Source organism: Rhodopseudomonas sp. P2A-2r, from assembly GCF_026015985.1.
Lineage (GTDB): Bacteria > Pseudomonadota > Alphaproteobacteria > Rhizobiales > Xanthobacteraceae > Tardiphaga.
Genome location: NZ_CP110389.1, coordinates 2400793 through 2424162 on the forward strand (window position 1 = coordinate 2400793; position 23370 = coordinate 2424162).

The following is a 23370-nucleotide window of genomic DNA, read 5'->3' on the forward strand; positions in this document are numbered from 1 at the left end:
CGCATGCGCCGCAAAGCAGTATTTTCGGTATCGGTCGGCGGCTCTCCGGTCGGTGCCGGCTTTAATGCGCTCGTCACTGAAATTTCGGTGACGGACTCGGCCGGCTTGAACGCCGACACCGCGTCGATCGAGTTGGATGACGACGGCGGCCGGATCGCGATGCCGTCGAAAAACGATCCGATCTCAATCTCGCTCGGATGGGAAAGCGAGGGCGGTGCGTCGGTGGTTTTCGAGGGCAAGATCGAGGATGTGCTGTCGACCGGCGGTCGCGGCCAGGGCCGCATGATGTCGATCACCGCGAAGTCGGCCGACACCGAGTCCAAGGTGAAAGAGCCGAGGGAAAAACATTGGGACGATAAAACCCTCGGCGACGTGTTGGAGGATGCCGGTAAGCACGCCGGCGTCACGGTCAAGGTGCACGGCTCGCTCGCCTCAATCAAGCGCGAGTGGTGGGGCATGACCGGGCAAAGCTTTGTCGCTTATGGCGACAAGCTGGCGCGTGAGGTCGGCGCGACGTTCAAAATTCGCAACGGGCAGGCGACCTTTGTGCCGCGCAATGAGGGCATCGGCGCCGGCGGCACCGCGCTCGCCGGCGTCAAGGCGGCCTGGGGCGACAATCTCGTTTCGTGGTCGCTGTCGCCAGCGCGCGGCCGGCCGCAGTTCAAGCAATTTGTCGCGCGCTGGTACGATTCCAAAAAGCGAAATGGATGCGGGAAAAGGTCGAGGCGATCCCCGGCGTGCCGGCGGAAATGCTCGGCCGGTTTTCCGAATTCGACGCCGACGGTTCGAAGGAAAGCGCCGGCTCGTCGAAAAAGGGTGGCGACCGCGAAAAGGGCGGCGGCACCGTGACGATCGACGGCAACACCGCTGCGCGCGCCGAGGCGCCTTGCGAGGTGTCCGGCGTGCGGCCTGGTATCGATGGCACCTATCGCATCGACACCGTGACGCACACTTATAAGCGCCAGGGCGGCTTTATCTCAGAGTTGACGCTGAAACAGCCGAGCGGCGACGCCGGCACCGATAGCCGCGCCGGCGCCGCTTCCTAGCGCCGTATCGTACGAAACAAACGGGTGGCCAGGCGCCGCCCTCGATCCTCTCCAAACATCACGGATTTGCCATGCGAACGCTTTTCGCCGTGGCGGTGCTTTGCCTGGTCGCAAGCGCTGCCGACGCGCGCCCGCGCCATCACCATCGCCACCATCACCACGCGCGCCAGGCCGCCGCGCCGCCGGTCGCCGGTCGGCCGGCGCCGTGCCGTGGCATCCCCTGGTGCGGCTGCTGGCTGCGGCTGCGCTACGGCCTGGCCGACACGCGCCTCAACCTGGCGCGCGCCTGGGCGGGGCTGGGAAGCCCGGCAAAGGTCTGTCGGCCGGGCCTCGTTGCGGTCTGGCCGCACCATGTCGGCGAGATCACGGAATGCCTCGGCGGCGGAATGGTCCGCATGATTTCGGGGAACGACGGAAACGCCGTGCGCGATCGCGTGCGGCCCTTGGGTCGCGCCACGCTGCGCGCCCTCTAATCGGGGAAAGCAAATGAAACTGCAACTCGTCGCCGACTGGCGCCGCGTGCTGCGGCACGCCTGGTCGGTTCGCATGATCGCCCTCACGGCGATTTTTTCAGGACTCGAGGTCGGCTTTTCGGTGTTCGCGGATAACCCGCCGATCCCGCGGGGCCTTTTCGCCTCGTTGTCGAGCGCAACCACGATCGCCGCCGTCTGGTGCCGGTTCGTATCGCAAAAGGAATTCCGCTCAAATGGCGATGAATAGGAAACATGGTGCGATCGGCGCCGCATCTGCGGCGTTGATCCTGGCGGCGGCGCACCTTGCGACGCCGATGACGGCGAGTTTCGAGGGGCTTTGGCTGACCGCCAAGCCGGACAAGCTTGCTTACAACCTTCCGACTGTCTGCTTTGGCGAGACGGAAGGCGTGCGGATCGGTGACACGTACACTAAGCAACAGTGTCTCGACATGCTCGAAAAGAAGCTGCCGCGCTACATCGAGTCCGTTGCGAAGTGTATCACCGCGCCGATCTCGCCGGAAACGCTCGCCGCATTCGGCTCGTTTGCCTACAACGTCGGCGAGCGCGGCGCCTGCAAGTCGACGGCGGTTCGGCTTTACAATGCCGGCGATGGTGTCGGCGCCTGCAATGCGCTGATGGGGTGGAATCGTGCGGGTGGTCGCGAGGTTCGCGGCTTGACCAATCGCCGTGCGGCCGAGCGCAAGGTGTGTCTCGCGGGGCTGAAAAAATGACCGATTGGCTTTGGTCCCTCGCGACATCATGGGCGCAGTGGGTTGCGGTCGCCGTGCTGCTCGTCTCGCTGGTCGGTTACTTCCCGTTCGCCGACAAAATCCCGATCGTCGGGCCTTACGCGCGGGTCGCGCGCCTGGTCGCCTTCCTGTCGTTCGGCCTCGTCTGCGCGCTGGTCGATCGCCGATCGGCCGACGGTCGCGCCGAGATTGCGCGGCTACGCGTCGACCTGGCGTTTTCCGAAATGCAACTATCCAATCAACTCGCGGCTGCGGCGGTCAAAGCCAAGCTTGCGGATGCCTCGGCCGCTGCGGCTGTCGACGCGCAGATGAAGGCGAATGATTATGAAACGCGACTTTCCGCGCACCCTGTCGGTGACTGTGGCCTTGATGACGATGACATTAGCGGGATGCAAAACATCCGACCGCGCCGGGCCGGCGCCGTCAATCGCGGCGGTGCAGATCCCTCGCGACTGCGAAGAATTGGCGAAGGAATATTCAATGCCGTCGCTCGTTAAGGGGCAAAGCGCCAAGGTCGCATTGGTCCGAACGCGTGTCGTTCTGGCCGGCGCGATCGATAGCCTCGGCGATACGCGCGAGTGCCAGGTCGATCAACGGGAGCGCTTCGCACGGGGGCAGTTCGATGACGAGCGACGCCGGCGGCAATCTCGGCGCGCTGCAAACTCAGGTCGGATTTCTTGAGCGCGGCCATTCGGATTTGCGCAACGAAATACAGGCCATCGACTCCAAGATGGACGCGGGCTTTACGCTGCTATCTCAGAAGCTCGACACTAAGACGACGCCGCAATGGCAGATGCTTAGTTTGCTGGTCGGTGTGATCATGTCGATCGGCGGTGCGCTGTTCCTGCCCGTGCGCGAGGCTCTGTCCGAACAAAAAGCCCTCACGGAAAATCTGCGGCGCGAGGGTATCGAGCGCGATCGGCTCGCCGAGGGGCGTGTCGTGAAGCTTTGGGACGAACACAACAAGACGGCGCGCGATCTCGCTTATACGCAAGGTCAGTTGCACCCGTTGCCGCCGCGATAGCGGCCTTTAGTATCAGGGTCATCTTTCAAATGTCAGAACGTCTAACCGACGAACAATGCCGCGCGGCTGTTCGCCTCAAAGCTAAGCACGGTTCCGAGCGGGCGGCGGCGCTCGCGGTCGGCCTGTCGCGCACCGCGTTTCGCAATCAACTGCACCGGGCCGCCGAGCGCGGCCTGATGGGCTTCGATCCGGTGTTGCCCGGCTATGAGATCAAGAAAACCGCGACGCAACACGACGACAGCGGCGCCGTCAAATCGAAATGGGTGCAACAGCACAAGGCGACCGGCGGCAAGTTTGAACTCGCCGCCGGCCAGGTGGTCAAGGGCGTCTCGGCTTATGTCGACGGCGAGGGCCGAATCCGCAACCAATGGATCAAGACGCAAAAAGACGGCATCACCAAAGACCTGGTGTCGTCGCTGCTCGGCGCGTTCGCCAAGTACAAGGGCCGCGCCAAGCCGTTCGCCGCGCCGCGCCGCGTCGATCGCGATTTGTTGACGGTGTATCCGATCGCCGATCAACACCTCGGCTTGCTCGCCTGGGGCCGCGAAACCGGCGCCGATTATGATCTCGCCATTGGCACCCGCCGGCTGCTCGATTGTGCCGCGCGCCTGGTTGCGAAATCCGAGCGGTCGAAATACGCGCTTATCCTCAACCTCGGCGATTGGTATCATGCAAACGATCAGCGCAACGTCACGCCGCGTTCGGGGCATCAACTCGACGTTGATGGCCGCTTCTACAAGGTGCTAACGGCCGGCGTTGAACTTATGATGACGATTATCGACCTCGCGCTGACAAAGCACGAGCACGTCGAGGTTGCCAACATTCCGGGCAACCATGACCCGGAAGCGGCGCGCGCCATGACGGTCGCGCTGGCGACGTTCTACGCGCGCAACAAGCGGGTGAAAATCTCGTTTCCTGGCGACCTGTATTTCCGCCGGTTCGGCGCCACGCTGATCGGCGCTGCGCACGGCGACAAGATGCGGCCCGACCGCATGGCGATGACGATGGCGACCGAACGCCGCGAGGATTGGGGCGCGACCGCTTATCATTGGTTTCTGTCCGGCCACATTCACCACGAGTCGGCCAAGGAAGTCGGCGACGTGCGATGCGAGTCGTTCCAGACGTTGGCCGATAAGGACAACCACGCCAAGGGCGCCGGCTACAATTCCGGCCAGTCGTTAACGGCGATCACCTTGCATCGCGTCAACGGCGAGGAAGGCCGCAACCGCGTCAACATCCCGCCGCCGTCCATGCGCAAGGCCGCGCCGCGTCGCCGCGCTGCGATCGCCAAGCCGGCCGCCCGCGCCCGCAAGCCGGCATCGCGCCGGCGCGCCGCATGAGGGGGACAATATGAAACCGATATCCGAGGCGCCGGCGAGGCGCCGCATGATCGACGCCGACAGCGCCACACGCAAAACCTATCCGATGGCGCGCGGCCTGCTCGACTATTTCCCCGATGCGCTCGCCGAGGTTGCCAGGCTGTCCTACCTGGGCAATGAAAAGCACAATCCCGGTGAGGAAATGCATCACGCTCGCGGCAAATCTATGGATCACGCTGACTGCATTGTACGGCACCTCGTCGGGCGCGGCGGCTTTGACGGCGAGACGCGCGAAAGCGCCGCGCTCGCATGGCGGGCGCTGGCGCTGTTGCAGGAAGAACTTGAGAGGGAGTTTGGCTTGCCGATGCCGCGAGCCGCAAGGCAATCAACCTAGCAGCGTATTGGCCGCCTCACGCCACGATGGCATGGCACAATGGGGTAATGTGGTCAATGCTGAATTATCCGACAATGCAAGGCTTGAGCTGCTGGGTCGTCCGCTTGAGGCTTGCACCGGTTGGCTAGATTGGTCGCCATCTCTTTGGCCGTGGTCGGGCAAAGCTCTCGGCAAATCAGGGATTGTCCTGTAGGAGGTAGCCCAATCGGTTGCCAGCGAAGGGAATGCTTATGTCTAAGGCGGATGCGGCGAAGAAGAACATGTTCTGCCAGTTCTCCGATTTACACAACGAGGCCGCCGTCGAGAGCTTCCTGATTACCCCGCTGGTCAAAAAACTGGGCTACAAAGACTCACAGATCAAGCTGAAAAAGGACATCCCTACAACTAAGATTGCGCTGGGATCGAAGTCCGTTAAGTATCGGCCTGACTACCTGCTTTCCTTTGATGGCAAACCACGAATTGTCATTGATGCTAAATCGCCGCACGAAAGCCTCACGAGCTGGATTCAGCAGATTTCCTCTTATGCCATTACGCTCAATCAGCAATTTGAGGGCGAAAATCCTGTCCGATACATGGTGCTTTCTAACGGCAAGAACACGTTGGTGTTCGACTGGACGGAGGGCAAGCCCCTTATAGACGCGCACTTTCTTGAACTCCAGCTCGACCATCCAAAGTTCAAGAGAATGCAAGCTCTTCTCGCGCCCAAGGCCACAGCAGAATCCGTTGTTCCCGCTCAGCACATGCATCGTTTCGAGCGCAAGTCCATTGAAGACGTGAATGCAATCTTCGCGCGCTGCCATCAGCATATTTATAACAGCGACAACATGAGCCAAGCTGCGGGCTTCACAGAATTCGTGAAGCTTGTTTTCCTCAAGCTGCTTTCGGATCGCCGGGTTCGTGACGAGTCTGGCGACCTAATTTGGCAAGAGCATTTCGATGTGCCTGCCACTGAAGTAAATTTCTCTACTCGCTGGATTAAGGAGCGCGAGATAGATACGCCAAATCCAGTTGATACGATTCAGTTTCAAAAACTGATTGTAGAAATTGAAGGTGAGATCAATAAAGGTAAGAGGAAGCGCATCTTCGACGTAGATGATAAACTTCGACTGAATCCAGAGACCATCCGCTACGTTGTCTCCAAGCTTGAGGGAGTCTTCTTATTCGGCATTGATGTCGACTTAAACGGAAGATTATTCGAGACGTTCCTATCGGCGACGATGCGCGGAAAGGACTTAGGTCAATTCTTCACGCCGCGAAGTGTTGTTAAGCTCGGAACTAATCTTGCGAGTTTGCGAGTGGATAAAACGCATATCGATCGCGTTTTGGACGGCTGTTGCGGTACAGGTGGATTTTTGATCGATGCCCTTGCTGATATGTGGACAAAAATTGACAACAACTCCACTTTTTCAGCGGACGAACGAAAGGACCTTAGAAGTGCTGTAGCAACTAAGGCTCTCTATGGCGTTGACGTTGGCCGCGATCCCAACCAGGCTCGCCTGGCCCGAATGAATATGTATTTGCACGGAGATGGAGGCACTTCAATTTTTGAGGCGGATTTCTTAGACAAGGATCTGAAAACTGACGATATCAGTGAGATCGAGACTAAGGGGTACGTTGATCAGCTCCGAGAGCTTCTCGACAGCGCCGAAGATGGCGTTTTTGACGTTGTCCTGACGAATCCACCGTTTGCCAAGCAGTACGAACGCACTAACAAGATTCAGCAGGCGGTACTTGACCGGTACGACATCGCGGAGGGTAAGCAAAAGGTCAAGTCGAGTCTGCTATTTTTTGAACGCTATCATGATGTTCTCAAGGTCGGCGGGCGATTTGTTTCTGTAATTGATGACGGTCTGCTGAGTGGTCGGGACTATCGAGGATTTCGAGATTTCCTACGTGATCGTTTTCTCATTCGCGCCATCGTATCGTTGCCCGGTGACGCGTTTCAGAGATCGCAAGCCAGAGTAAAGACGTCATTCGTCGTGCTTGAGAAACGCAAAATAGCCGACGGTGCGCAAGTTCAAGTTCAAGTGCAAGAGCAGCCGCCCGTCTTTATGTATGCCTGCCGGTACGTTGGAATTGACGATCCAAAAAGGCAGCGTGTGCTCCCGATTGACCGAAAGAACAGAGATGCGGCCAACAAAGAGATTTCCGACGTCACTGCTCTTTTCAACGCCTTCCTAGAGGGTAACGCGGCGGCGTGCGCAAAATTTGTGGTGTCCGCTGACAAAATAGCAGAGCGCCTAGATGTAAAGTCTTGCTTCGCAAAAAGTGGCCGGATGATTTCTACATGGGCAAAGAAGGGGGTCGTAACGACAACGATCGGCGATCTACTCAGTGAACATGCGTTCTCGGAGGAGGATACCGTAGTACCCGAGGAATCCGCAGAAGAAGTGACTTATCTCGTGGTGGGCTATGACGGTACGGCTCGGCTAGGAGAGACCGTGATGGCGAGCGACTATAAGGGGAGCCGCCTTTTCCGTGTAAAAGCGAACCAAATTGTAGTTAGTCACATCAATGCCGTTCATGGATCAATTGGATATGTTTCAGACGACTTGGATGGCTGTGTTATTACGAGTGAATATACAGCGCTAGATTCTCGCGGGGTGCTCCATCCAAAAGTGATTTGCGCAATGCTGAGATCCCCTGAGATAAGGGCTGAGTTTTTGATCAAGGCCAGCGGAGTAGGTCGAACAAGGATAGACTGGTCTGCAATGAAGGATGTCGTTGTGCCTAAGCCGGGTGCTGCGCTGGCAAAAGACCTTTTGAAAAAGATGGAGGCTGCCGAGAAAATGAAAAGGGACGCCGCACATCTTCAGTCGGAGGTGAGGTTTCAGCTTGAAGACAGTTTTGAGCTAGCAAGTGACGAAGCTGTTGCCACCCTTCAGAGGTACAAGCCTCCGAAATAAGCGTGAAGCTGCATGGCCGATCTGTAAACTATAGCGTCATCTTTATGCCTGTTGGCGCTGTGGCCGCCCTCTTGTCGCTTTCGCTCATAAGGCCGACATCGATTTCCGCCCGCTTCTCAACTCTTATTCGAACCCCAAGCAATTGCGGGATGAACATCTGCGGCATAGGCCCCTCGCCGTATAGGCTGTAACCTGAAGCCTTCATAAAGTTGAATATCTCGCTCGCGAAATTATGGGACTCTTCATGCCCCGAGGTCGCCCAAATGACGACTTCTTTTTCTCTCGGTACTTCTCGGATTAGCTGGTTCCGATGTTCTGCACCCATCGTCCGCTGAGGTGCAGAGTTAATATGCACTGTATGGGCGGTAATGCCGCCGGTCTGATAATTCGAGGTAACGTTGATGGTAGGCCGATTTGTTTGGTCATTGGTCATTCGATTATGGCCTTATGCATTTGGCGGTTTGACGATATCTGTTCGGACTTCCTTGATCGTAATGGTGTGGGCGGTCGTTCCGCCGCTTTGATTGTTTGAGGTCACGTTGTGGGTTGCTGCGCCTAAGGAGCTTGGCTTTAAATCCGCTGGCTTTGCCGGCGCCGCAAAAATCAAGCCAAGTATGGACACGAAGGCGAAGAACACTGAGGCCGAAATCGATAGCTTAAGCCAAAGCGGATAGGGGTCAGAAATTGCGCGAACGATCCTAGGTCGGAGAGGGTCGGCATTTTCAACCTCAAATCTCTGCTGTAGCTGGGAAGTGGCATTCACCCGTTTGTCGTTATTGGCGTCAACCACGAAATCGCGCATGCAGGTGGCGGACATAAAGTGGACGTTTCCGGGGCGGTTTCTGGGGCGGAGCTTCCGAAGCGCATGGTAGTTTAGCTGTAAAGCTTTGAAATCATTGGTGGGCCCGGCAGGACTCGAACCTGCAACCAGACCGTTATGAGCGGTCGGCTCTAACCATTGAGCTACAGGCCCCGCCGGGCGGCGCGCGCGCGGTGCTGTCACCCCTTACATGGCCGGCCGCGATCCGGCAATGCCGCGGGCGGCCCGCCCAAACCATGGACTTGCAGGACCAATTGCGCTGATCTGCCGCCGCCGGCGCACCGCGCCGGACAGCAAATGCGGGAGAAGCTTGAGTGGAAGGCGTGGCCTGGGTCGCGGTGGATTGGGGAACCTCCAATTTGAGGGTGTGGGGGCTGGACCGCGCGGGCGCGATCCGCGCAGAGGCCTCGTCGGCCAAGGGCATGGCCAGGCTCGACCGCGACGGCTTCGAGCCGGCGCTGCTCGCGCTGATCGGCGACTGGCTGCCGGCCGGTCGCCCGACGCCGGTGCTGGCCTGCGGCATGGTCGGCGCGCGCCAGGGCTGGGTCGAGGTGCCCTATCGGCAGGTGCCGTGCACGCCGGTGGCGCTGGACCAGGTCGGCCGCCCGCCGACCCGCGATCCCCGCCTGCAGGTGATGATCGTCGGTGGCCTCAGCCAGGCGGAGCCTGCCGACGTCATGCGCGGCGAGGAAACCCAGATCGCCGGCCTGCTGCTGGACCGTCCGGGCTTTGACGGCGTGCTCTGCCTGCCGGGCACGCATACCAAATGGGCCAGGGTGCAGGGCGGCGAGATCGTCGCGTTCCACAGCGTCATGACCGGCGAGCTGTTCGCCTTGCTGGCGCAGCAATCGGTGCTGCGCCACAGCCTCGATGGCGACGGCTGGGACGATGCCGAATTCGCCCGCGCCGTCACTGAAACGGTCGCCGCCCCCGCCGGCTTCATCGGGCGGCTGTTCTCGGTCCGCGCCGAAGCGCTGCTTGCCGGCCTCACGGCGGCCGGCGCACGCGCGCGATTGTCCGGGCTTCTGATCGGCGCCGAACTGGCGGCCACCCAAGCCTACTGGAAGGACGAAGCCGAGCTGACGCTGGTTGGCAATGGCGCGCAGGCGGCCCACTATGCGGAGGCCTTGCGCGCGCTCGGCCGTTCTCCCGCGATGGCCGACGGCGCGCTCGTCACGCTGGCCGGCCTGCGCGCGGCCTGGCGGCAACTCACGAAGGATCTGGCATGACGCGACACATCATCGGCATTCTGCGCGGCATCCGGCCCGAGGAGGCCGAGGCGATCTGCGCCGCGCTGATCGAGGCCGGTCTCACCACCCTCGAAATCCCGCTCAATTCGCCGCAGCCGCTGCAGACCATCGAACATCTCGCGAAAACCTTCGGCGCCGTGGCGACCATCGGCGCCGGCACCGTGCTGACCGCGCAGCAGGTCCACGACGTCGCGGCGGCCGGCGGCCGCATCGTGGTGTCGCCGAACTTCAATGCCGAGGTCGTCGCTGCCACCAAATCGGCAAAGCTCGAATCCTGGCCCGGCGCGCTGACGCCGTCGGAATGCTTTGCCGCGCTGGCGGCCGGCGCCGACGGGCTGAAGATCTTTCCGTGTTCGGTGGTGGGTCCCGCCGGGATCAAGGCGATGCGCGCGGTGCTGCCGGCAGACACAGCGATCTATGCGGTCGGCGGCGCCGGGCCGACCAACTTCGCCGAATGGCGCGCCGCGGGCATCACCGGCTTCGGCATCGGCACCGCTTTGTATCAGCCCGGCCAGTCCGCCGCCGAGGTCGGCAAGGCGGCCGCGACGATCGTCGCGGCCTATGATGCGATGCGCGGGTAGGCCGGCGTCAGTCCACCGACACGCCGGCGAACTCCACCACTTTGCGCCATTTCTCCGTCTCGGTGGCGACCAGTTTGCCGAATTCCGCGGGGGTCATCGGCTTCGGCAGTCCGCCGACCTCGGCGAGCCGGGCCGCCAGCTTCGGGTCCTTCAGCGCCAGATTGATCGCCTTGTTGAGCGTCTCGACGATCTCGGGCGGCGTGCCCTTCGGCGCGGAGATGCCGTAGAAGCCCACCGACTCGAAGCCGGGCACGGTCTCGGCGATCGCCGGGATGTCCGGCAGTCCCGGCCAGCGCTGCGGCGTGGTCACGCCGATGGCGCGCACGTTGCCACCCTTCGCCTGCTCCAGCGCGGTGGGCAGGTTCTCGAAGATCAGCTGCACCTTGTTGGAGATGATGTCGGGAAAGGCGATCGCCGAACCGCGATAGGGCACGTGCACCATGTCGCATTTGGTCATTGCCTTGAACAATTCCGCCGACATGTGCACCGACGTGCCGTTGCCCGACGAGGCATAGGAGATCTTGCCGGGGTTTGCCTTGCAGTAGTCGATGAACTCCTGAACGGTCCTCACCGGCATTGCGTTGGCGACCACGAGCATGTTGGGAAACTGCATCAGGCTGGCCACCGGCACGGTGTCGCGGATGAAGTCATAGGGCAATTTTTTGTACAGCGAGGCGGAAATCGCGTTGTTCGGCGCCACGTAGAGCAGGGTGTAGCCATCCGCCGGCGAAGTGACCGTCGCGGCGGCGGCGAGGTTGCCGCCGGAGCCGCCACGATTTTCCACGATGAACTGCTGGCCGAAATGCTCCGACAGCCATTGCGTCATGATTCGCGCGACGATGTCAGAAGGGCCGCCGGCGGCGAAGCCGACCAGCAGCCGCACCGGCTTGGTGGGGTAGTCCGCCGCGGAAGCGGGCGCGGTGGCGAGGCAGAACAGGCACAGCATTGCTGCGCGCCAGAAAACAGTCATTGATCCTCCAGGATAATCCGCCATCAGCGTGGACGGGTGGCAAGGCTCAGGCTCGCCCGAGGCCACAATGTTTTCATAGATCGACGGATTTGCCCACAGGTGCGGTCTGGCACCAATGCGCGAAGATTTTGCACGACGTGACCCATTAAATGCATCACGCGCGAAAGGCATCACGCGCGCCATCCGGCCCGAGCAGGCCGCGGCGATCTGCGCCGGGCCGTCCAACTTCGCCGAATGGCGCGTCGCGGGCATCACCGGCTTCGGCGTCGGCACGGCTTTGTATCAGCCCGGCCAGTCCGTCGCCGAGGTCGGCAAGGCGGCCGCGGCGATCGTCGCGGCCTACGATGCGATGGGCGGATAGGCCGGCGTCAGTCCACCGAGACGCCGGCGAACTCCACTACCTTGCGCCACTTCTCGGTCTCGCTGGCGACCAGCTTGCCGAATTCCGCGGGGGTCATCGGCTTCGGCAGGCCGCCGACCTCGCCGAGCCGGGCTACCAGCTTGGGATCCTTCAGCGCCTCGTCGACCGCCTTGTTGAGAATCTCGACGATTTCCGGCGGCGTGTCTTTGGGGGCGGAGATGCCGTAGAAGCCGATGGATTCGAAGCCCGGCACGGTTTCAGCGATGGCCGGCACGTCGGGCAGCGTCGGCCAGCGCTGCGTCGAGGTGACACCGAGCGCGCGCACCGTGCCGCCGCGCGCCTGCTCCAGCGCGGTGGGCAGGTTATCGAAGATCAACTGCACCTTGTTGGAGATGATATCGGGAAAGGCGATCGCCGAGCCGCGATAGGGCACGTGCTGCATCTCGCACTTGGTCATCGCCTTGAACAGCTCCGCCGACATGTGCACCGAGGTGCCGTTACCCGACGACGCGTAGGAGATCTTGCCGGGATTGGCGTGGCAGTAGTCGATGAATTCCTTGACGGTCTTCACCGGCATGGCGTTGGACACCACCAGCATGTTGGTGAGCTGCATGATGCTGGCGACCGGCGTGGTGTCGCGGATGAAATCGTACGGCAGCTTCTTGTACAGCGATGCCGAGATGGCGTTGTTCGGCGCAACGAACAGCAGCGTGTAGCCGTCGGGGGCCGAGTTGACCGCGGCGGCGGCGGCGAGGTTGCCGCCGGAGCCGGCGCGGTTTTCGACCACGAACTGCTGGCCGAACTTGTCCGACAGCCACTGCGCCATGATCCGCGCCACGATGTCCACCGGGCCGCCAGCGGCGAAGCCGATCAGCCAGCGCACCGGCCGGTTGGGATAGTCCGCGGCCTGGGCCGGCGCGGCGAAGATGCCGAGAACGCAAACGAGACTGACGAGGCCGGCGCGCAGATGAGCGATCATGCTTCCCCTCAATGGTTGCCGGCGCCGCGGTGGCGGCAGTCGCCGGATCGATCGGGCTGTCGGCGCCCGTTGCAGACATGTTTTCACACAATCACCGATTTGCCTATGCGACCTCTGTAGGTTCCGCTTGCCCACGCCACGTCAACCCGGTCACTGTACGGCATAACCCTGGAAGGCCGGATCCATGACTATCATTCGCATCGTTTGCGCCGCGGCACTCCTGTTCGGCGCCGCTGCGGCGGCACAAGAAGGAGGCAAGGCGATTCCCGAAACCATTGTCAGCCTGGGCACGGCAACGCCGGGCGGCGGCTTCCCCGTCTATGGCGCGGCCTTCACCGCCGCCATGCAGGCCGCCGATCCGACGCTCAAAATCGCGCCGCGCAACACCAAGGGTAGTTATGAGAACATTCCGCTGCTGGAAGCCGGCCAGCTGGATCTCGGGCTGGTGGCCGGCGAGCCGGCCTACGAGGCCTTCATGGGCATCGGCCGCAAGCCGACGCCGCTGAAGATTTTCAGCGCGATTTCCTCCAATCCCGGCATGTTCGTGGTCCGCGCCGAAAGCCCGTACAAGACCATCCGCGACCTCGTCGGCAAGCCCGTGGCCTTCGGCGCCAAGGGCTCGGGCCTGCCGATCCTGGCGCGCTACGTGCTCGATGGCATCGGCCTCGATCAGGAAAAGGATTTTACCGCGGTCTATCTCGACCGCGCCGGCGACGGTCCGGCCATGGTGCTGGACGGCCGCGTCGCCGCCCTGTGGGGTGCCGGCATCGGCTGGCCCGGCTTCAAGGCCATGAGCGAAAGCCCCGGCGGCGCCCGCTTCATCGCACCGGACGAAGCCGAGATCGCCCGCATCCGGGCCAAGCACACATTCCTCAAGCCGATGCTGGTGCCGGCCGGCAGCTATCCGCATCAGGACCTAGCGATCTCTTCGTTGGGCTCTTGGAGCTTCGTGCTGGCCCGCGCCGACCTGCCCGACGATGTCGCCTATCGTCTGGCGAAGACCCTGCACGCCGCCGAAGCCGACCTCGGCGCGCGCCTGCCGCAGGCGAAGGAGACCACGGCAGCCAACACCGTGGCCGCGGCGCCGCGCGTGGAACTGATCCATCCCGGCGTGCTCAGGTATTTTAAGGAGATCGGATTGGTGAAGTAGCTCCCTTCGCGACAGGAGAGAGCCGTCACCCTGAGGAGCGCGCTTTTGCGCGCCTCGAAGGGCGACGGCGGGCACTGTGCCTGCGGCCGCATCCTTCGAGGCCGTCGCTGCGCGACGGCACCTCAGGATGACGGCGACTGAGATGTTGCGCTTTACTTTTTCACCACACACGCCGGATCCGGCGGGCCGAACGCGTCGGCGCCGGAAATCTTCACCAGGATCTTGTAGTAGTCCCACGGATACTTCGACTCCTCGGGCGACTTGACCTGCACCAGCATCAAATCATGCACCATCAGCCCGTCCTCGCGCAGCGTGCCGTTACGCGCGAAGAAGTCCTCGATCGGCTTCTCGCGCATCTTGGCCGCCACCTTGAGCGGCTCGTCGGTGCCGGCGTCCTTGACCGCATTGAGATAGACCATCACGGACGAATACACCCCGGCCTGCCACATGGTCGGCATCCGCTTCATCTTGTCGAAGAAGCGCTTCGACCATTGGCGGGTCTTGTCGTCCATGTCCCAGTAGAACGATGTCGTCAGCAGCAGGCCCTGCGCCGCCGGCAGGCCGAGCGAATCCACGTCGGTGATCAGCGCCAGCAAAGCGGCCATCTGCTGGCCGCCCTTGAACACGCCGAATTCGGCCGCGGTCTTGATCTCGTTGACGTTGTTCGGCGGACCGCCGGCGATGCCGATGATCTTGGCCTTGGAGGCCTGTGCCTGCAGCACGAAGGACGACATGTCCGGCGTGCCGAACGGCGGCCGCACCGCGCCCAGCACCTTGCCGCCGGTCTTGGTCACCATCGCCGAGGCGTCCTTTTCCAGCGAATGGCCGAAGGCGAAGTCGTCGGTGATGAAGAACCAGGAATCGCCGCCGCGCTTGACCACCTCCTGCGCGGTGCCGACCGCCAGCGCGTGGGTGTCGAACACCCATTGCATAGTGTAGGGCGAGCAGAACTTGCCGTGGAAATCCGCGGTGCCGGTCGAATGCACGATCAGCAGTTTCTTGCGGTCGTTGGCGACGTTCTGCACCGCGAGGCCGACGGCGGAAATCGGCACGTCGACGATCAGGTCGACCTGTTCGGTGTCGTACCAGCGCCGCGCGATGCCGGCGCCGATGTCCGGCTTGATCTGGTGATCGCCGACGATGATGCCGATCGGCTTGCCGAGCACGGTGCCGCCGAAATCGTCGATGGCCATCTGCGCTGCGGTGACCGAGCCCTGGCCGGACGGTGTCGATGACGGCCCGGTCATGTCGCTGAGCACGCCGATCTTGACCACGTCGTCGGAAACCTGGGCGTCCGCTCCCGACGCGCCCAGCAGCGCGGCGGTGGCCATCGCCGCCGCAAAAAGTTCCTGGCAAACATGCGTTTCTTCTCCCTGAACCGCGCGGCTCTGCGGCCGCGACATCGGCAAGCCTATCTCATGGTTGCGTGCCGAGGTAGGGCAAGCGCCGCGCTTGATGCAATTGACAACGCCGGAGTGATTGTCGAACAAGGCGACGGGAGGCCCTCATGCCCAGCGACCTCAATGCCTGGCAACTGATCGTGACCGGCGATGCGACCCTGTTCGCCATCGTGCGGCTGTCGCTGGCCGTCAGCCTGTCGGCGGCGCTGATCGCGGCTGTGATCGCCATGCCGCTCGGCGCGCTGCTGGCGCTGACCCGGTTCCCCGGCCGCGCCGCACTCGTGGTGCTGCTCAATGCCATGATGGGCCTGCCGCCGGTGGTGGTGGGCCTTGCAGTCTATCTGCTGCTGTCGCGCTCCGGCCCGCTCGGCAGTATGGGCATCCTGTTCACGCCGACGGCCATGGTGATCGCACAGACGATTCTGATCGTGCCGATCATCGCCGCGCTGACCCGGCAGACCGTGGAGGATCTCTGGGTCGAGTATCGCGACGAGCTCAATGCCATGGATGTCGGTCCGGTCGGACGCATGGCGACGCTGCTGTGGGACGCGCGCTACAGTCTGCTGACGGCGCTGCTGGCCGGCTTCGGTCGCGCCGCCGCCGAGGTCGGTGCGGTGATGATCGTCGGCGGCAATATCGACGGCTTCACCCGCACCATGACCACGGCCATCGCGCTGGAAACTTCCAAGGGCGATCTGCCGCTGGCCATGGGCCTCGGCCTGGTGCTGGTGGTGCTGGTGCTGGCGATCAACGCCGCCGCCTGGGGCGCGCGGCTGTGGTCCGAACGGCAGGCGGGGTGATCATGCGCGCGCCGCTCAGCGAACTGCCCGTGGTGCTCGACAAGGTCTCGCTGACGGCGGGGCCGACCACCATCGTCGACCGCCTCAGCCTGACGCTCAATCCGGGCGCGCCGACCTTGATCGTCGGACCCAACGGCTCCGGCAAGACCTCGCTGCTGCGGCTGTGCATGGGACTGGCGGCGCCGAGCGCGGGCCGCATTTCGTGGGGCGGCCGCGACAACGCGCCGATGAACCGCCGCGCCATGCTGCTGCAACGCCCGGTGATGCTGCGGCGCACCGCTGCGGCCAATGTCGGCTATGCGCTGGCGCAGGCCGGCGTGTCCTATCATCAGCGCGCGGCGCGGACCGAGGCGCTGCTGGCACGGGTCGGATTGAGCGAGCTAGCGCAGCGGCCGGCGCGCAAACTGTCCGGCGGCGAGCAGCAGCGGCTGGCGCTGGCCCGCGCGCTGGCGCGCGATCCGGAACTGCTGCTGCTCGACGAGCCCACCGCCAGCCTCGATCCGGCCTCGACCCGCAGCGTCGAGGAGATCATCCTGTCGGCGGCGCAATCCGGCATCAAGATCGTGATGGCCTCCCATGACCTCGGCCAGGTGCGCCGGCTCGCCGGCGACGTGGTGTTTATGCTGCGCGGCGCCCTGTGCGAACAGGGCGCTGCAGATGATGTCCTCAATCACCCGGCGACGCCGGAGGCTGCCGCGTTTCTGCGCGGCGACCTGGTGATCTGACCAACAGGAGCCTTGCGATGAAGAACCGTTTGCTATCGCTCGTCGCCGCACTCGGCCTCGGCGCGCTGTCGACGCTCGCCCCTGCCGCGGCGCAGGACAAATCCATCGTGGTGGCCTCGACCACCTCGACGCAGGATTCCGGCCTGTTCAACTATCTGTTGCCGCTGTTCAAGGCCAAGACCGGAATCGACGTCAAGGTGATCGCGCAGGGCACCGGTCAGGCGCTCGACACCGCGCGGCGCGGCGACGCCGACGTGGTGTTCGTCCACGCCAAGGCGCAGGAGGAGAAATTCGTCGCCGACGGCTTTGGCGTCAAGCGCTTCGACGTGATGTACAACGACTTCGTGCTGATCGGACCAAACAGCGATCCCGCCGGCATCAAGGGCAGCAAGGACATCGCCGCGGCACTGAAGACCATCCAGCAGAAGGCCGTGCCCTTCGTGTCGCGCGGCGACAAGTCCGGCACCCACAGTGCCGAGCTGGCGCTGTGGAAGCAGGCGGACATCGATCTCGCCGCCGTCCGGGGGCCTTGGTATCGCGAAATCGGCCAGGGCATGGGCGCCGCGCTCAACACCGCAAATGCCATGAACGCCTATGTACTCAGCGATCGCGGCACCTGGCTGTCGTTCAGGAACCGCGGCGATCTGGTCATCGCCGTCGAAGGCGACAAGCGGCTGTTCAACCAGTACGGCGTCATTCTGGTGAACCCGGAAAAGATCCCGTCGGTGAAGAAGGAGCTCGGCCAGGCCTTCGTCGATTTTGTCACCTCGGCGGAAGGCCAGGCCATCATCGCCAACTACAAGATCGACGGTCAGCAACTGTTCTTCCCCAATGCGGAGAAGAAGGCCTCCTGAGGGGGCTGGGCGCGGTTTTTCCCTCCCCCGGGTGCAGCGTAGCTGCGCCTGGCGGGGTCTGGCGGACGAATTCGTCCGCCATGGGTGGCCGGGCGAAGCGGAGCGAAGCCCGGTCGGGTGGGGGCGATGCAAGCGCTGTGTTCGTGGCGCCCCCACCCCGGCCTCCACTTCGGACGATGCGACGCATCGTCCTGCGTTCGGCCGACCCTCCCCGCATCGCGCAGCTTCGCTGCACGACGGGGAGGGACATTGCGAGCGCCGGGGCGTCGCGTCACGCATGACTCCCCAGCGTCTCTCTCTGTCTCTCGTCTCGCTCGGTGCGCCGCTGACGCGATCTGGAGCCCGGCCAGCGTAATACATTCATGAAGCCGTCACCCCAGCCAAAACGGGCTGGACCGTTTTGGCTGGGGCGACGGCGGGCACGCTTGCAGCCGCATGCTTCGAGGCGCGCCGAAGTCGGCGCGCGCCTCAGCATGACGGAAGCGGCGCGCACGAATTGTTCGTTTCCCTCCGGAATAACGATTGTCGTCGTAGTGGATGAACGCCTTGCCGTCTCCGCGCGACATAGTCGAGCGGGCCTTTGGTGCGCGACGATCGCCCGCGAATTTCCTCCAGCACGCTGATGCGATCATCTGGACTCCGGCTGGCCGGATCACAGTCGGGCATGCTATCGGCGTTCGCGTTTGATATCTGATTTCGAAAAAAGGTAGGCGTAGTGCAAAAAACGGCGTTTTCCTCCAAGGACTTGTCTGTCGATCTGAGTGAGAAGGCCAGGTTCGACCTCTGGCAGGAGATCCACCTCGCGGAAATCTGGTCGGTCGAATACAGCATCTCCGAAAGAGTGCCGTTCGAAGCGGTGATCGAGGCCACGACCCTGGGGCCCGTGGTGCTGGGCCAGATGGCCGGAACGATCAAGCGCGCATCGCGGATGGCCCGCAATATCGCCGACGACGGCAATGACAACTATCTGTTGCTGGTCAACAAGGCCGATACCGCGCTCGCCGGCGTACAGGTCGGCCGCGAATATGCCGTCGGCCGCGGCGAGGCGGCGCTGGTCACCGCGGCGGAGCCGCTGAAGATGCACGGTGCCGACAGCAATGTCTGGATGAACGTGGTGATCCCGCGTGACGTTCTGACGCAGGCATTCCCGCAGATCGATACCAGGCTGGCGCTCAAGGTCGGTGCCGACAACGAAGCCCTCGACCTGCTCAAGCGCTACTGCCGGCTGCTGGAAAGCGGCCCCGTTCTCACCACGCCCGATCTCGAAACGCATGCTGCGACGACCATCGTCGACCTCATTGGTCTTGCGACCGGTGCCAAAGGCGAGACGGCTGAACTCGCGGGTCTGCGGGGCCTCCGAGCCGCCCGTCTGCAGGCGGTGCTGGCGAGGATCGCCGACAATTTCGCCCATCCCGGCATCTCCGCGCAGGGCGTCGCGCGCGAGCTGAAGCTGTCGGTGCGCTACGTCCACGATCTCCTGCAGGAGACCGGTGTGAGCTTTGCCGAGCGGGTGCTCGAACTGCGCCTGCAGAAGACCTGGAGGATGCTGCAGGACTGGCGTTGCGACGGGATGCGGGTCAGCGAGATCGCCATGATCTGCGGCTTTAACGACGTTGCCTACTTCAACCGCTGTTTCCGCCGCCGCTTCGGCTGCACGCCGAGCAGTGCGCGATAGGCATCATCGTTAGGGGGACCGCAGGCGTTTCTGCCGGAAAGGGCGTGGTGCGCTACGCCTGGTGAGATGGACCGGGTGACTGCCGACAGCATGCTCAGGGGACGACGCCTAGCGCCTTCAACTCAGAACTGGCGGCGCTCCATTCGTCGGCGTTGCGCGGGCAATCGTTGGCTGCGAGCCGGAACAGCCGTGCTGCTTCATCGATCGACCCCTTGGTCAAAGCCAGCTCTCCGCTGTAGAAAATCGCCTCGCAGACGTGGCTCGTTTTCTTGGTGGCGTCCGGATTGTCTGCGGCAGCAAGCAGAGCATCGGGCGTTATCTCGCCCATGAACATTTTGATCACCGGTGCCGGCCACACGGCCATGTCGATCGGGGAACTGGTTTGCGCCAGGCGGCTCGGGCGACGGCCTCGCCGAGCGGCAATATCGGCCCACAGCACGTTATAGGCATCGTTCGGGTCACGCTTGCTGGCCTCGGCAAAATCGGCCTCCGCTTTGGCGGCCGAGCCGGCAAACAGATGCGAACGGCCGCGACCGATGTAGCCCAGCGAGGACTTGGGATCGAGCCGGATCGCTGCGCTGTAGTCGCTGATGGCGCGGTCATTGTCGCCCTTCTGGCTGTAGGCGATGCCGCGAACAACAAAGGCGCCGACGTTACTGGCATCGTACCGGATCGTCACACTCAAGTCAGCGATCGCGCGGTCGTTGTCGCCGTTTCGGTTGTAGGCGATACCGCGGGCGATGTAGGCCTCGATCAAGCCGGGATTGATTCGGATCGCCTCGCTGAAGTCGGCGATGGCGTGGTCGGGGTCGCCCTTGTCGCGGTAGGCGTCGGCGCGATCGCTGAACGCCAGGGCGCTATTCGGATCGATCCGGATCGCCGCACTGAAGTCGGCGATGGCGCGATCATGCTTGCTTTTGCAGCCATAGGCGACGCCGCGACCGACCAGGGGATTCGGGTAGTTGGGGGCGATCCGGATCGCCTCGCTGTAGTCGGCAATAGCACGGTCGGGATCGCCCTTGTCCATGTAGACGTTGCCCCGATTGTTGAGGACCAGGGCGTTTCGGGGATCGGTCCGGATCACTTCGTTGTAGTCGGCAATGGCGCGGTCGGGATCGCCCTTGGCGCGATAAGCGACCCCTCGATTGCCAAGGGCTACGGCGAATTTGGGATCGATGCGGATGGCCTTCGTATAGTCGGCGATGGCGCGGTCGTGGTCGCCTTTGTCGTTGTAGGCGAGCCCCCGATTGTTGAAGGCCATGACGTATTTGGGATCGATGCGGATCGCCCCGCTGTAGTCGGCAATGGCGCGGTCGATGTCTCCGATGGCGCGATAGGCGACGCCTCGATTGTACAAGGCCATGGCGAATGAGGGATCGAGCCGGATCGCCTCGCTATAGTCTGCGATAGCGCGACCCAGGTCTCCTTTGTCGCTGTAGGCACCCCCGCGATTGCTGAACGCCGGAGCGAATTTTGGATCGATCCGGATCGCGTCGTTGAAGTCGGCAATGGCACGGTCGGGTTCGCCCTTGTCGTTGTAGACGCGCCCGCGATTGTTGAAGGCCATGGCGTGTTGGGGGTCGATACGGATCGCCTCGTTGTAGTCGGCGACGGCACGGTCGAGGTCGCCCGCGTCGCGATAGCGGTTCCCGCGATTGGTGTAGTTGATCGCCTGATTGCGTCCGGTCCATTTCCCCGAGGCGATGCTCTGGGTACAGGCGACGATCGCAGTCTCGGCGCTTTGCGGATGATCGCATTCGTCAGCGGCAGCCGGGAAGCTCACCAGCGCTGTCGCAGCGAACAGCGCGCTGCAAAATGTCCATGTCGTGCGGTTCATGGGATCCCCTCGATCGTTTGCTATCCGACTGCAGATAGACTGATGTGCTAGTTCTCATCGGCAACGAGCCGGGCGAAGTCGGCCGGCGCGAAGGTGACGAGGGCGCGCTCGGCGGCATGCGCCGTGATGCGGTCCTTGGCGTCCTCGTCGTAGATGTCGAAATCCATCTGATAGATCGCCGCGACGGACCGGTCGCCCAAGGCCGCCAGCCGCCACAGCACCAGGCTGACGCGCGTGCCGCCGAGATCGCCGAGATAGGAGATCATCACGTCGTCGCTGTTGTTCCGCTGCAGCACCTTGAGCTTGACCTTCGGATTGGCCTTCCTGATCGACGCCACCAGCGTCGCGACCTGCGCCTTGAAGGGCGCCCGGTCCGCAAGCAAGCGCACCGTCAACGTCTCCGACAGCTGGTCTGCGCGGCGGCCATATTCAGCGAAGCGGTCGGTGCCGGTGGCGCCGTGGCGCAGTTGCTGCAGCGAGTTGCCATCGAAGCTGACGACGCCCGCTGCAGCCAGCGCTGTGTTGCCGGCAACGGACAAGGCGAGCGCGATCATCGTTGCTCTGAAACGGTTGCTCATGAAACGACGTGCAGAAATCATGGTCCAATCTCCCGATGCCACTGGGTCGGGACCGCGGCGAGATAGGTTCAGCGATGCCGGACGATGCCGCGGGATCGATGTGGACGCACAGTCCGGCCGTCGTCAGGAAGCCGGGCGTGGTGCGCGAGCACAGGCTGTCGGTGCGCTATGTCCGCGATCTCCTGCAGGCGATCGGTGCGCTTTGCCGAGCGGGTGGATTCGGGTCAGCGAGATCGCCATGATCTGCGGATTCAATGACGTCGCCTACGTCAACCGCTGTTTTTTGCTGGCGCTTCGGCTGCACGCCAAGCAGTGCGCGATAGGCACTGTCGTTTCCGACGCAATGTTGCCGTGCAGACACATTGCCCGGCAAAGCAGGGCGCTTCTCTGCAGGACAATTCCGCTGCACTCCAGCCCAAGACAGTTCAGTCCGGCGATGCGACACAGGTTCGAAGTTACCGCATCGCAAGGAATCGCTGAATGTCGTCACGTCTGGTCCCCAACACCGAACGCGTTCTGCGTCGATACCGCGCCAATAGCAGCCATCTGGCGCTGGCGTTCGGTTGCGCTGCGCTTGCCGGCGTTACCCTGACCACTCCGGCGGCCGGCGCCAACGATTTCTGGACAGGTACCACATCGCCGGACTGGTTCGCCGGCGCAAACTGGAATCTCGGTGCGCCCCCGACAGCCGGCGACAACACCTATATCGACACGACCGCATCAAACGCGACGTTGATCAGCGGCGCGACGGCCTCCAGCAATAGCGTAACCGTCGGTCTCAACAATATCGGCATGCTGACGATCGCGAACAGCGGCATCCTCAACAGCGGCCAGGGGCTGGTGGGCCGTCAGGCCGGCTCCACCGGCACGGCGACGGTGACCGGCGCCGGGTCGATATGGAACGCGCAAGGCGTGGCTGTCGGTTTTGATGGTACGGGCACGCTTTCGCTTCTCAATGGCGGCGCAGTCATGAGCGCAGCTGGGTATTCGGTCGCCTTGGGGAACTCTCTTGGTTCTTCGGGTGTGGTGACGGTCGATGGGACAGGTTCGACCTTGTCCGGCGCCAGTTTTGTTGTCGGTGACGCCGGGAACGGCACGTTGACGGTATCGAACGGCGGCACGGTGTTGACCACCCAATTTGGCAGCATCATCGGCAAAAGCGCGGGCTCTGTCGGCAATGCGACAATCACCGGAGCTGGGTCAAGCTGGGCCCACACAGGCACAAGCGGCTTCTGGGTCGGTCAGGACGGCACCGGTACGCTGACGATTGCAAATGGCGGAAAGGTGTCGGTCGCCACCGACGCTGTCCTGGGTTATCAGGCAGACGGGGTCGGCACGGTGACGGTCACCGGCGCCGGCTCGGTCTGGAACGCCGCGAGCATCACCGTCGGGCGCCTGGGTGCCGGCACGCTGAACATCCTGAATGGTGCGGCCGTCACCAGCACTCCTCGCCGCTGACGCTCGGTGAGCAAGCCGGCG

26 protein-coding genes and 1 tRNA gene are annotated in these 23370 nt (G+C 63.0%); 19 read left to right on the top strand and 8 right to left on the bottom strand.

What is annotated here, in order from left to right; genetic code table 11:
- Positions 1-3 precede the first annotated feature (3 nt).
- The 10 genes from ONR75_RS11270 (at position 4) to ONR75_RS11315 (ending at position 7911) form a co-directional block, all read left to right on the top strand.
- Positions 4-849, top strand: a complete 846-nt coding sequence (locus ONR75_RS11270; protein ID WP_265082658.1) for a phage late control D family protein — start codon at positions 4-6, stop codon at positions 847-849.
- Positions 846-1046, top strand: coding sequence for a hypothetical protein (locus ONR75_RS11275; protein WP_265082659.1), 201 nt, complete (start codon positions 846-848; stop codon positions 1044-1046). Before ONR75_RS11270 ends, ONR75_RS11275 begins: the two co-directional genes overlap by 4 nt.
- 71 nt (positions 1047-1117) lie before the next feature.
- The gene (locus ONR75_RS11280) at positions 1118-1519 is read left to right on the top strand and encodes a hypothetical protein (protein WP_265082660.1); all 402 of its coding nucleotides are present in this window, start codon (positions 1118-1120) and stop codon (positions 1517-1519) included.
- Between the two features lie 13 nt (positions 1520-1532).
- Positions 1533-1766 (top strand): hypothetical protein, encoded by a 234-nt coding sequence (locus ONR75_RS11285; RefSeq protein WP_265082661.1) that lies wholly within the window; start codon positions 1533-1535, stop codon positions 1764-1766.
- A gap of 34 nt (positions 1767-1800) precedes the next feature.
- Positions 1801-2250, top strand: a complete 450-nt coding sequence (locus tag ONR75_RS11290) for a lysozyme (RefSeq protein WP_265082662.1) — start codon at positions 1801-1803, stop codon at positions 2248-2250.
- A gap of 53 nt (positions 2251-2303) precedes the next feature.
- Complete coding sequence (locus ONR75_RS11295; RefSeq protein ID WP_265082663.1) at positions 2304-2765, top strand: hypothetical protein; 462 nt, start codon at positions 2304-2306, stop codon at positions 2763-2765.
- Positions 2766-2890: 125 nt separating this feature from the next.
- Positions 2891-3292 carry a hypothetical protein gene (locus ONR75_RS11300; RefSeq protein ID WP_265082664.1) on the top strand — a complete coding sequence of 134 codons (402 nt, stop codon included), beginning with the start codon at positions 2891-2893 and terminating at the stop codon, positions 3290-3292.
- 29 nt (positions 3293-3321) lie between these two features.
- Complete coding sequence (locus ONR75_RS11305; RefSeq protein WP_265082665.1) at positions 3322-4632, top strand: hypothetical protein; 1311 nt, start codon at positions 3322-3324, stop codon at positions 4630-4632.
- 46 nt (positions 4633-4678) lie between these two features.
- Entirely contained in the window at positions 4679-5005 is a 327-nt protein-coding gene (locus ONR75_RS11310) for a dATP/dGTP diphosphohydrolase domain-containing protein (protein WP_265082666.1), read from the top strand.
- Positions 5006-5235: 230 nt separating this feature from the next.
- Complete coding sequence (locus tag ONR75_RS11315) at positions 5236-7911, top strand: restriction endonuclease subunit M (protein WP_265082667.1); 2676 nt, start codon at positions 5236-5238, stop codon at positions 7909-7911.
- A gap of 28 nt (positions 7912-7939) precedes the next feature.
- Here the strand turns inward: ONR75_RS11315 and ONR75_RS11320 are convergent, their stop codons facing one another.
- The 3 genes from ONR75_RS11320 to ONR75_RS11330 form a co-directional block, all read right to left on the bottom strand.
- Positions 7940-8344 (bottom strand): hypothetical protein, encoded by a 405-nt coding sequence (locus ONR75_RS11320; RefSeq protein WP_265082668.1) that lies wholly within the window; start codon positions 8342-8344, stop codon positions 7940-7942.
- Between the two features lie 12 nt (positions 8345-8356).
- Entirely contained in the window at positions 8357-8713 is a 357-nt protein-coding gene (locus tag ONR75_RS11325) for a hypothetical protein (RefSeq protein WP_265082669.1), read from the bottom strand.
- A gap of 95 nt (positions 8714-8808) precedes the next feature.
- Positions 8809-8884: transfer RNA gene (locus ONR75_RS11330), tRNA-Ile, on the bottom strand.
- Positions 8885-9045: 161 nt separating this feature from the next.
- Between ONR75_RS11330 and ONR75_RS11335 the strand changes: the two genes are divergently transcribed.
- Positions 9046-9960: a 2-dehydro-3-deoxygalactonokinase gene (locus tag ONR75_RS11335; RefSeq protein WP_265082670.1), complete on the top strand. Its 915-nt coding sequence runs from the start codon at positions 9046-9048 to the stop codon at positions 9958-9960.
- Positions 9957-10562, top strand: coding sequence for a 2-dehydro-3-deoxy-6-phosphogalactonate aldolase (locus ONR75_RS11340; RefSeq protein WP_265082671.1), 606 nt, complete (start codon positions 9957-9959; stop codon positions 10560-10562). The genes ONR75_RS11335 and ONR75_RS11340 overlap by 4 nt, the downstream gene beginning before the upstream one ends.
- Before the next feature lie 7 nt (positions 10563-10569).
- On the opposite strand, the gene ONR75_RS11345 is transcribed toward ONR75_RS11340, so the two are convergent.
- Entirely contained in the window at positions 10570-11532 is a 963-nt protein-coding gene (locus ONR75_RS11345) for a Bug family tripartite tricarboxylate transporter substrate binding protein (RefSeq protein WP_265082672.1), read from the bottom strand.
- Between the two features lie 115 nt (positions 11533-11647).
- Here ONR75_RS11345 and ONR75_RS11350 point away from each other — a divergent pair, with 115 nt between their 5' ends.
- Positions 11648-11893 carry a hypothetical protein gene (locus ONR75_RS11350; protein WP_265082673.1) on the top strand — a complete coding sequence of 82 codons (246 nt, stop codon included), beginning with the start codon at positions 11648-11650 and terminating at the stop codon, positions 11891-11893.
- A 7-nt stretch (positions 11894-11900) separates the two neighbouring features.
- On the opposite strand, the gene ONR75_RS11355 is transcribed toward ONR75_RS11350, so the two are convergent.
- On the bottom strand, positions 11901-12872 hold the full coding sequence (locus tag ONR75_RS11355; protein ID WP_265082674.1) for a Bug family tripartite tricarboxylate transporter substrate binding protein: 972 nt from the start codon (positions 12870-12872) through the stop codon (positions 11901-11903).
- 184 nt (positions 12873-13056) lie between these two features.
- Between ONR75_RS11355 and ONR75_RS11360 the strand changes: the two genes are divergently transcribed.
- A complete protein-coding gene (locus ONR75_RS11360) occupies positions 13057-14022 on the top strand; it encodes a TAXI family TRAP transporter solute-binding subunit (RefSeq protein WP_265082675.1) in 966 nt (321 codons plus the stop codon).
- A gap of 152 nt (positions 14023-14174) precedes the next feature.
- Here ONR75_RS11360 and ONR75_RS11365 read toward each other — a convergent pair whose 3' ends face one another.
- A complete protein-coding gene (locus tag ONR75_RS11365; protein ID WP_265082676.1) occupies positions 14175-15353 on the bottom strand; it encodes an ABC transporter substrate-binding protein in 1179 nt (392 codons plus the stop codon).
- A 176-nt stretch (positions 15354-15529) separates the two neighbouring features.
- Here ONR75_RS11365 and ONR75_RS11370 point away from each other — a divergent pair, with 176 nt between their 5' ends.
- The 4 genes from ONR75_RS11370 (at position 15530) to ONR75_RS11385 (ending at position 19476) form a co-directional block, all read left to right on the top strand.
- The gene (locus ONR75_RS11370) at positions 15530-16222 is read left to right on the top strand and encodes an ABC transporter permease (protein ID WP_265082677.1); all 693 of its coding nucleotides are present in this window, start codon (positions 15530-15532) and stop codon (positions 16220-16222) included.
- Positions 16223-16224: 2 nt separating this feature from the next.
- A complete protein-coding gene (locus tag ONR75_RS11375) occupies positions 16225-16947 on the top strand; it encodes an energy-coupling factor ABC transporter ATP-binding protein (protein WP_265082678.1) in 723 nt (240 codons plus the stop codon).
- Positions 16948-16964: 17 nt separating this feature from the next.
- A complete protein-coding gene (locus tag ONR75_RS11380) occupies positions 16965-17801 on the top strand; it encodes a substrate-binding domain-containing protein (protein WP_265082679.1) in 837 nt (278 codons plus the stop codon).
- Between the two features lie 715 nt (positions 17802-18516).
- On the top strand, positions 18517-19476 hold the full coding sequence (locus ONR75_RS11385) for an AraC family transcriptional regulator (protein WP_265082680.1): 960 nt from the start codon (positions 18517-18519) through the stop codon (positions 19474-19476).
- A gap of 94 nt (positions 19477-19570) precedes the next feature.
- On the opposite strand, the gene ONR75_RS11390 is transcribed toward ONR75_RS11385, so the two are convergent.
- Together ONR75_RS11390 and ONR75_RS11395 are read right to left on the bottom strand one after the other, a co-directional pair.
- Entirely contained in the window at positions 19571-21313 is a 1743-nt protein-coding gene (locus tag ONR75_RS11390; RefSeq protein WP_265082681.1) for a tetratricopeptide repeat protein, read from the bottom strand.
- A gap of 47 nt (positions 21314-21360) precedes the next feature.
- On the bottom strand, positions 21361-21912 hold the full coding sequence (locus tag ONR75_RS11395) for a hypothetical protein (RefSeq protein ID WP_265082682.1): 552 nt from the start codon (positions 21910-21912) through the stop codon (positions 21361-21363).
- 459 nt (positions 21913-22371) lie between these two features.
- Here ONR75_RS11395 and ONR75_RS11400 point away from each other — a divergent pair, with 459 nt between their 5' ends.
- On the top strand, positions 22372-23349 hold the full coding sequence (locus ONR75_RS11400) for a hypothetical protein (protein ID WP_265082683.1): 978 nt from the start codon (positions 22372-22374) through the stop codon (positions 23347-23349).
- Positions 23350-23370 lie beyond the last annotated feature (21 nt).